The organism is Microbacterium sp. Leaf203, from assembly GCF_001421275.1.
In the GTDB taxonomy this organism is placed as follows: Bacteria; Actinomycetota; Actinomycetes; order Actinomycetales; family Microbacteriaceae; genus Microbacterium; species Microbacterium testaceum_A.
In genome coordinates this window covers 833,161-841,845 of the sequence record NZ_LMKF01000022.1, presented here as the reverse complement: position 1 = coordinate 841,845, position 8,685 = coordinate 833,161, and the positions used below count along the sequence as shown (strand labels likewise).

The window sequence follows — 8,685 nt, the reverse complement described above, 5'->3', positions numbered from 1 at the left end:
TCGTCACGATCGAACGAACGCGCCGGGCGCTCGTTGCGGTCGAACGAACGAGCCGGACGGTCGTTCCGGTCGAACGACCGCGCGGGGCGGTCGTCGAACGAACGGGCCGGACGGTCGTCCCGGGCGGAGGTGCGGATGTTGCGGGCTTCGGTACGACCGGCGCGGTCGGCGGCGTTCCAGCGACCCTTGTCGGCGGTGGCCTCGGCCTCGGGGCGGTAACCGCGGTGGCTGGGGCTCTTGCTGCCGGGCTTGGCGGGCACCTCGGTGCCGGGACGACGCTTGCGGTCCTGGAACGAAGTCTTGGCGCCGTAGCGGGGCTCGAAGTTCTTGGCGGCGCGGCCGCCGGCGGGCTTCTTGTTCTTGGGCATGGAGAAACTTCCTGGGTTCTGTTCGCGCGAAACAGCGACACCGCTCGTAGCGGTGCGATACCCGGACTCTCGTCGGCCGGGGGCCAATTCACTAGTGATGGTCGAGGCCGCGATCGCGTCCTGTCCATCGGCCCCTTGGACTCACAAACCCATCCGCGCATCACGCACGGTGTCCAGAGCCGACCGCACCACGTTACAGGTCGCGCCTGGGAATGGCATCCATGCCCCCGGATGACCCGTGTCCCCCTTTTGGCGCTGTCGCGGCGCATCAGACAGCCCTACTTGGGACATCACCCCGCCGAAAGGGGGACGAGGTTCGTCGAGAGAAGGACAGAGGTAGTCGAGAGCGGGACAGGTTTCAGGGAGAGGGACCCAGGGTCGAGGTGACGGAAGATAGATGCATGGCAGACACCGACGCCCACCCCATCACGGTGGCGATCGAGCGGCGCATCGACCCGACGCGCACCGCCGAAGCGACCTCCTGGATGCAGGCTGGCACCGACCTCGCGACCGCCTTCCCGGGCTTCCTCGGCTCGGGGTGGGTGCGCGCGGGCGAAGACAGCGACCTCTGGTACATGCTGTACCGCTTTCGCGACATCACGACGCTCGAGGAGTGGGAGAGCTCCACGCAGCGCCAGTGGTGGCTCGACTCCGGCCGCCCCTTCGCGCGCGAGGAGCGCAGCGAGCGCCGCACCGGGATCGAGGGCTGGTTCGACGCCCCGCACGGCTCGATCCTGGAAGCTGCGACGGTGACGGAGGCCGGCACCCAGCCGATCCAACAGCCGGTCCCGGCGGCTCCCCCGCGGTGGAAGCAGGCCGTGACGATCTGGGTCGGGTTCTTCCCGACGAACCTCGCGGCGTCGTGGCTGCTGGGCTTCGTCCCCGGTTTCGCCGAGATCCCCCTCGTGCTGCGCGTGCTCGCCACCACCCTCATGCTCACCCCCGTCATGACCTACGCGGTCCTCCCGTGGGTCACCCGCATGCTGCAGCCCTGGCTGCAGCGCCCGCGCCGATCGCGAAAGGCCACGTCATGACCGCCGACCCCACCGGATCCCGCTTCCACCTCCGCGGCGAGCACTCCTCGGCCGAGATCGCCCAGGTGGGTGCCGCGCTGCGCGCGCTGACGGTCGACGGTGTCGACCTCGTACCGCGTTACCCCGACGACCTGCCCACGCCCGCGGCATCCGGAGTCGTCCTCGTCCCCTGGCCGAACCGCATCCGCGACGGCCGGTACTCCTTCGACGGCGAGGATCTGCAGCTCGCGATCAGCGAGCCGAAGTTCGGCAACGCCAGCCACGGCCTGCTGCGCTTCGGGACCTATCGGGCCATCGAGCACACCGACGATCGCCTCGTGCTCGGCGCCGACGTGGTGCCGCAGACCGGCTACCCCTTCCACCTGCGCACGCGGGTCACGTACGCCCTGCGCGCCGACGGTCTGCACGTGACCCACGCCATCGAGAACATCGGGGCGAAGGCCGCCCCCGTCGCCCTGGGCGTGCACCCCTACCTCCACATCGGCGGGGTGCCGACCGAGGATCTGGTCGTGCACTCGACCGGCACGACCACGCTCGTCCTCGACGACCGCAACATCCCCGTCGAGGAGGTGCCGGTCGACGCCGCCACCGACCTACGTGAGGGTCGCCGCCTCGGCGATGCCTCGCTCGACAACGGCTACCGCGGATGGGAGCGGGATGCCGACGGCCGGGCGCACCACACCCTCACCGCTCCGGACGGTCGGCGCGTGCAGCTATGGCAGGACGACGGGTTCCGCTGGGCACAGGTGTTCACGACCGACCGCTACCCCGGGCAGTCCCTCGCGGTGGCGATCGAGCCGATGACGGCGCCGGCGAACGCTTTCGTGACCGGGACGGACCTGGAGCGACTCGAACCCGGCGCGGAAATGACCAGGGAATGGGGCATTTCCTACCGCGCGTGAGACGCCCTTGTCCCCCAAATGGGGGACAAGGAATTGGCGATATGACCTGGGAATTTCTTAGACAAGCCCTTTCCTGAAAAGGCGGCGCGAACGATACCATGTGCCCTGACGGTTTCCGTCAAGGCCGGGGGAGGCAAAGGACCACGCTTTCTCCTGGCTCATTGCCCGAATGAGCCGACGGGGGCCGAGGGTCCCGCGGTGTGGGGGGATCCTCGTTCCGTCCTGAGGAAAGATCCCCCACATGAGCACCGCGCTCCGCTCCGCTGTCCCCTTTTCGCTCCCGGTGCCGCGTCAGGGCGCCCTCGCGCGCCGCCTCGACGCGATCCCGACGATGCACGTCGGCGCGGCCGCCCTGATCGTCCTGGTCAGCGGACTGCTGCTGTCGATCGCGACCACGAGCGACCCGCTGTGGTGGCAGCTGCACTTCAGCCAGCTGGGGATCTTCGGCGACCTCTCGAGCGCGTTCTTCAACACCACGCTCAAGGTCAGCGGGATGATCGTCGTGGTCTTCGCCTTCCGCGTCCGGCGCGATGTGCGACGCGTGGGTCGCGGTCCCGTCCGTCGCGGCGCCGCGACGGTGGCCTTCATCTGCCTGAACGTCGTGGGCGTGAATCTGGCTCTGGTGGGCTGCATTCCCCTGAACACCGACAAGGACCTTCACGACAAGGTCGCCGGCTCGATGGTCCTGGGGTTCCTCGCCCTGCTGCTGAGCGCGCCGTTCCTCTTCCACCGTCTCGGCAAGCGGATGGCGATCGGCACGGGAATCGCGACCGTCTGGCTGATCGTCTCGATCACGCTCTTCGTCTCGGCGACCATCAACCTGGCACTGTTCGAGACCATCTCGTGCGCGGCGATGTTCGCGTGGTCGGGGATGTTCACGCAGATCCTCGCGTCGGCGGCGACGGCGGCCACCTCGCACCCGACCGCGCAGACTCCCGCCGCGGCGCACCACGCCCCCCGTCGACGCCCCCGCTTCCCGCTCGCCCGGCCGACGGCCACCCGCCGACCCGCGCGCTCGGCGGCGCAGCGCGCCCCGCGCGTCGCGGCCGGTCACCCCGTCGAGGGCTCGTCGCTCCGCCCCGATCGCGCATCGACGCTCACCCCGACCGGTGACCGCCGACACCTCGGGATGAGCACCGCGAGAGGGACGGGACGCCGGGTGTCGGCATCCCGCACGTTCCGTGTCAGTGCTTCTCGCGCAGCTCTAGGCGGCTCAGGGGGTGCCCGTCGTCGGCCGTCGGTTCGACGTGCCCTGCCTCTCGCGCCGCCCGCCGCTCGCGGCGCCTCTCGCTCGCTCCTTCGATGAGGTTGTAGAGCGTCGGCAGCACCAGTAGCGTCAGGAACGTCGACGACACGAGCCCGCCGATCACGACGACCGCCAGCGGCTGCGAGATGAATCCGCCGTGGCCGGTGATACCCAGGGCCATCGGCACGAGGGCGAAGATCGCCGCGAGGGCCGTCATCAGGATGGGACGCAGGCGTCGCGCGCCTCCGACGACCGTCGCTTCGAAGACGCTGAGACCGCGGGCGCGGTACTGGTTCACGAGGTCGATGAGCACGATCGCGTTGGTCACCACGATGCCGACGAGCATCAGCGCACCGATCATGCCCGCGACACCGAGCGGCACACCGGTGATCAGCAGCATGAGGATCGCTCCGGTCGCCGCGAACGGCACCGACACGAGCAGTTCGAGCGGCTGGCGCAGCGACTTGAAGGTCGCGACCATCACGACGTAGACGATGAGGATCGCCGCGAGCAGCGCGAGGCCGAGCTGGCTGAACGCGTCGCGCTGGTCGGTCACCGAACCGCCCACCTTCGCGGTGGCCCCCTGCGGCAGCGAGGTGTCGGCGAGGGCTGAGGTGACGCTGGCCGACGAACTGCCCAGGTCGTCGGTCGTCGGCGTTACCGTGATCGTGGCCGTGCGCAGCCCGCGCGAGGTCGAGATCGACGGCGGGGTCTCGCTCTGCTCCACCGTGGCGATCTGGTCGAGGCGGACGTTGCCGCGCGCGCTCGGGATCTCGAGGGCGCGCAGGTCGTCGATGGTCTTCGGCGGGTTGGCGGTGGCGACGTACACGGTCACCCCGCGCCCGTCGAGTTCCACCGTGCCCGCCTGCCGCGGCTGCTGCGTCGCCGAGACGAGCGCCCCCACGGCGCGCTCGGACAGTCCACGCTCGGACGCCGCGTCGCGGTCGACGCGGACGGAGATGAAGGGGAGGGATGCCGAGAGGCTACTGGTGACCTGACCGATGCCGTCGCGCCCCTGCAGGCCCGCGACCACGGCGTCGCTCGCCTGCTGCAGCGACTGTCCGTCGGCGGCGGTGACGTCGACGGTGATGCCGGCCGAGCCGAGTCCGCCGCCGGAGGCCGCGACCTCGATCTCGCCCGCGTCGGGAAGCGCCTCGAGTTCGGTGCGGACACGGTCGCGGAGCTCGACCTGGTCGACGCCGGAGGCGGAGGTGATCGAGTACGTGATGCCCGAGCCGCCGCCCGAGAAAGCGTCGCGCAGCGCCGACCCGCTCGAGCCGATCGAGGTCTGCACCGTCTGCACGCCATCGGTGTCGAGCAGCACGGCCTCGACCTTCTGGGCCGCCGCGTCCTCGGCATCCAGGCTCGGGGCGGAGCCGATCTTCTGCGTGACGGTGAAGGTGTTCTGACCGGAGTCGCCGAGGAAGTCCGTCTTGAGCAGGGGGACGGACGCGAGCGTCCCGCCGAGCACGAGTACGGCCAGGGTGAGGGTGACCCACGAGTGCTTTAGCGTCCAGCGCAGTACCGGGACGTAGGCCTTCTGCAGGCGCGAGGGCGGCGCGGTCGGCGACTCGGGGTCGATCGGATTGCCCTCGGCGTCGCGGATGACCTTCCCGGGCTTCAGGAACCACGACGCCAGCACGGGCACGATCGTGAGCGACACGAGCAGCGAGGCCGCCATGGCGATCGTCACGGTCAGCGAGAACGGTCGGAAGAGCTCTCCCGTCACGTCGCCCACGAAGGCGATCGGGAGGAATACCGCGACGGAGGTGATGGTGGATGCCGTGATGGCGGCCGCCACCTCGCGCACCGCGCGCACGATCGTGGGGATCTTGTCGGCGTCACCGACGTAGTGGCGCTTGATGTTCTCGATCACCACGATCGAGTCGTCGACGACGCGGCCGATCGCGATCGTGAGCGCGCCGAGGGTCAGGATGTTCAGCGAGTACCCGAAGGCCTGGAGCCCCACGAAGGTAATGAGGACGCTGGTGGGGATCGAGATCGCCGTCACGAGCGTCGAGCGCACCGACATGAGGAAGACGAGGATCACCACGACCGCGAAGACCAGGCCGAGGAGCCCCTCCTGCGCGAGGGCCTCGATCGACTGCTGGACGAACGGCGCCTGGTCGAAGACGACGGTGAATTTCGCGCCCTGACCGAGCTGCGATTCCAACCCCGGGAGCGCATCGAGGACGCCGCGCGAGACGTCGACGGTGTTGGCGGCCGGGAGCTTGGTGACGGCGATGGTCAGGGCCGGCTGCCCGTCGACACGCGACAGCGTGGTCACGGGGTCGGGCTCGAGGGCGACCGTGGCGACATCGCTGATCTTCGTCTGCCCCGCCTGGAACTGGCCGGCGTCGGTGGGCACGAGCGGGAGGGCGGAGATCTCGTCGACGCTGGTCAGCTTCGACCCGGTCTGCACGGTGAGGGTCTGGTCGCCCTCGGTCAGGGAGCCGCCCGGGAAGAGCACGCCGTTGGCGTCGAGGGCGTCGGTGATCGCCTGCTGGCTGAAGCCGCGCTCGGCGAGCTTGGCGGTGTCGGGGGTGATCGTCACGCGCTGGGCGGTGCCGCCCACGATCTGCGCGCCGTTGACCCCCGCGACGTCCTCGAGGTCGGGGACCACGCTCGTCTGAAGGATCGACTGCGTCGCCTCGGCGTCGGCGAATCCCGTGACGGCGAGCTGGATGACGGGGAAGTCGTCGATGCTCGCCGACGCGACGGTGGTGTCGGCGGAGTCGGGGAGCTGGTCCTTGATGCGCGCGATCGCGGCGAGGATCTTCTGCTGCGCCCCCGCCAGGTCGGTGCCGTAGGTGAATTCCGCCGAGACGATCGAGGAGTTCGTCGTGCTCGTCGCGGTCGTGGACTCGAGTCCCTCGACACCGCGGATGGCGTTCTCGATCGGGGTCGAGACATCGGTCTCGACGACCTCGGGCGAGGCGCCCGGGTAGGTCGTGACGACGGCGAGCTGGGGGAACTCGATCGAGGGGATGAGCTCCTGCTTGAGGCTGGTGAGCGCGAGCCCGCCGAAGACCGCCGCGACGATCGTGACGAGGGCGATGAGGGCGCGGTTCTTCAGGCTCAGGACGGCCAGGTACGACACGGGGGGACCCTCCGGGTAAGTCCGATACAGGAATGTATCGAAGCTCAGTATCCCATGCGCGCCCGCCCCTCGGACCGCCCGGCGGGCGGCTGCCTCAGAGCGCCGATCCGAGCGACAGACCCAGTGCCGCCGCGACGACGGACCCGACGAACGACACCACCGCGTACGACACCGCCGCGCGCGTGCGCCCCTCTTCGGCGAGCAGCGCCGTGGCCACGGCCACCGCGCTGAAGGTCGTGTACCCGCCGAGCAGACCCGTCCCGAGGATCCACCGCCACGACTCGTCGGCGGGAAGGGGGGTCAGGATGCCGAGCACCAGCGCCCCGGTGAGATTCACGACCAGGATGCCCCAGGGGAACTGTTCTCCCGTGCGGCGCCGCACAGCCACATCGAGCAGATAGCGCAGCGCCGCCCCCACACCGCCGGCGAGGGCCACGGCGAGGAAGACGAGCGGCGTCACCGCGCCCGCCCACCACGCCCGAGCAGCACGCCACCCCAGGCCGCCGCCGTCCCGACGACGACCGTCGCCACCCCCCACCAGAGCAGGCCGAGGTCGGCCGACTCGACGGCGAGGGAACTGTAGGTGGTGAACCCGCCCAGGATGCCGGTGCCGATGAACAGCTGCACGCGCTGCGCACGCGAGGACTCCGAGATCCGCGCTCTCCAGCCGTACAGGATGCCGATCGCGAACGCCCCGACGACGTTGATCAGCGGCACGAGCGCGGGGCCGAGGTCTTCGCCGAGCGCCAGGGTGAGCCCGGCGCGCACGGCCGTACCGATCGCGCCGCCGACGGCGACGAGGCCCACATCCCGCCACATGCTCACCGCGCCACTTTACGCCCGCGGCCCCTGCGACTCGGCGAGGTCACGCGCGGTCGACCCACCCCTGCGGGACCCTCGCCTCGAGCCAGGCGACGAGATCGGGGAAGTCGTCGTACACACTCATCACCGTGAACAGCGTGCGGCCCCGCGCGTCCGCGCCCCGGAGCCGTCCGCCCGACAACCACGAGAGCGACACGATCTCGGATGCCGCGACCACCCGTGACCGACGGAGCCCCGGGCGGACGACCAGGTGATCGTCGAAGCCGACGATGCGCGCGCGCCCGACCGAGAGCGCCCAGACGAAGATGACCGCACCGAGAACGCCGAGGGTGCTCAGCCACACGGTGACGCCGACCGCGGCGAGCGGGCCGCCCTCGACGACCTCCCCGACCGCGAGGACGATGGCGCCCGCCAGGAAGACCAGACCGGTGCCGCGCGCGATCAGATGCTGCGAGGGGGCGCGTTCGACGACGAACAGAGGCCGAGGGGCGCCGTCGTCCGCGGGGGGATCGCTCTCGGCGGGAAGGGGCTGGGGCGCGAGCGCCGGCCGGTTCTCGATGCGCCGACGGAAGATCAGGTACCCCACCACGGCGAGCACGCCCACGGCTCCCACGACCGCGAGCCACGCCATGTTCAGCACGAAGGCCGTCGGGATGGACAACAGCGAGTACGTGAAGACCGCCAGGATCGCCGTCTCGCGCTGCCGGCGCTTCTTCCAGGTCGCGCGCCAGTCGATCCGCGCGCCCCGCTCCGACGTCGCCCGGGCTGCCGCGAGCAGCTGCGGGTCCGCGGCCGCGCGGGCGACCTCCTCGTCGGACCATTCGTGGCGTCGCCACCCGCTCGGCTCCGCCGTTCCCTGCATCGCCGCGCGGAGCAGGTTGCGGAACGCGTCGTCCTGTCGGAGTCCGCGCCGCAGCGCTCCCTGCGAGGCCGCGGTCGGGCGGAATAGCTCCTGCGTGCCCGGGACGAGCTCCCACAGCGCGCGAGCCTCCGGAGTCAGCAGGGCGTAGAGGGGAGTCCCGGCCCTCTCTCTCCGGCGGGAATCCGTCTGCGACCGGAGGGCGTCCGAGTGGGAGAGATCATCCGTCACGCCTCGATCCTCGCAGCCGGACGGGTCCGCACGCGCGTCCTTTCGCTCTCCGGCCAGGCGGACCTGCGCAGCCGGGTACGGCGACCCGGCCCCCTCCGCAACCCCCGCGACACCGAGCCGTGA

The 8,685-nt window shown here is 70.6% G+C and carries 6 protein-coding genes and 2 pseudogenes; 3 read left to right on the top strand and 5 right to left on the bottom strand.

Annotated elements, in window-relative coordinates:
• Window positions 1–368, bottom strand: a pseudogene (locus tag ASE56_RS17210) (ATP-dependent helicase); the annotation flags it as partial.
• Window positions 369–769: 401 nt separating this feature from the next.
• Between ASE56_RS17210 and ASE56_RS05115 the strand changes: the two are divergent.
• From ASE56_RS05115 to ASE56_RS17680, 3 genes and pseudogenes are all read left to right on the top strand, one after another.
• A complete protein-coding gene (locus tag ASE56_RS05115; protein WP_056225826.1) occupies window positions 770–1,402 on the top strand; it encodes an antibiotic biosynthesis monooxygenase in 633 nt (210 codons plus the stop codon).
• Complete coding sequence (locus ASE56_RS05110) at window positions 1,399–2,304, top strand: aldose 1-epimerase family protein (protein ID WP_056225823.1); 906 nt, start codon at window positions 1,399–1,401, stop codon at window positions 2,302–2,304. Before ASE56_RS05115 ends, ASE56_RS05110 begins: the two co-directional genes overlap by 4 nt.
• 241 nt (window positions 2,305–2,545) lie before the next feature.
• Window positions 2,546–3,169 (top strand): annotated as a pseudogene (locus tag ASE56_RS17680) (DUF998 domain-containing protein); the annotation flags it as partial.
• 319 nt (window positions 3,170–3,488) lie between these two features.
• Here the strand turns inward: ASE56_RS17680 and ASE56_RS05105 are convergent.
• The 4 genes from ASE56_RS05105 to ASE56_RS05090 form a co-directional block, all read right to left on the bottom strand.
• A complete protein-coding gene (locus tag ASE56_RS05105; protein ID WP_056225821.1) occupies window positions 3,489–6,650 on the bottom strand; it encodes an efflux RND transporter permease subunit in 3,162 nt (1,053 codons plus the stop codon).
• Window positions 6,651–6,744: 94 nt separating this feature from the next.
• On the bottom strand, window positions 6,745–7,110 hold the full coding sequence (gene crcB / locus ASE56_RS05100; protein ID WP_056225816.1) for a fluoride efflux transporter CrcB: 366 nt from the start codon (window positions 7,108–7,110) through the stop codon (window positions 6,745–6,747).
• Window positions 7,107–7,469, bottom strand: a complete 363-nt coding sequence (locus ASE56_RS05095; RefSeq protein WP_056228200.1) for a CrcB family protein — start codon at window positions 7,467–7,469, stop codon at window positions 7,107–7,109. Before ASE56_RS05095 ends, crcB begins: the two co-directional genes overlap by 4 nt.
• Before the next feature lie 46 nt (window positions 7,470–7,515).
• Window positions 7,516–8,562 carry a hypothetical protein gene (locus tag ASE56_RS05090; RefSeq protein ID WP_056225813.1) on the bottom strand — a complete coding sequence of 349 codons (1,047 nt, stop codon included), beginning with the start codon at window positions 8,560–8,562 and terminating at the stop codon, window positions 7,516–7,518.
• Between the last annotated feature and the right edge of the window lie 123 nt (window positions 8,563–8,685).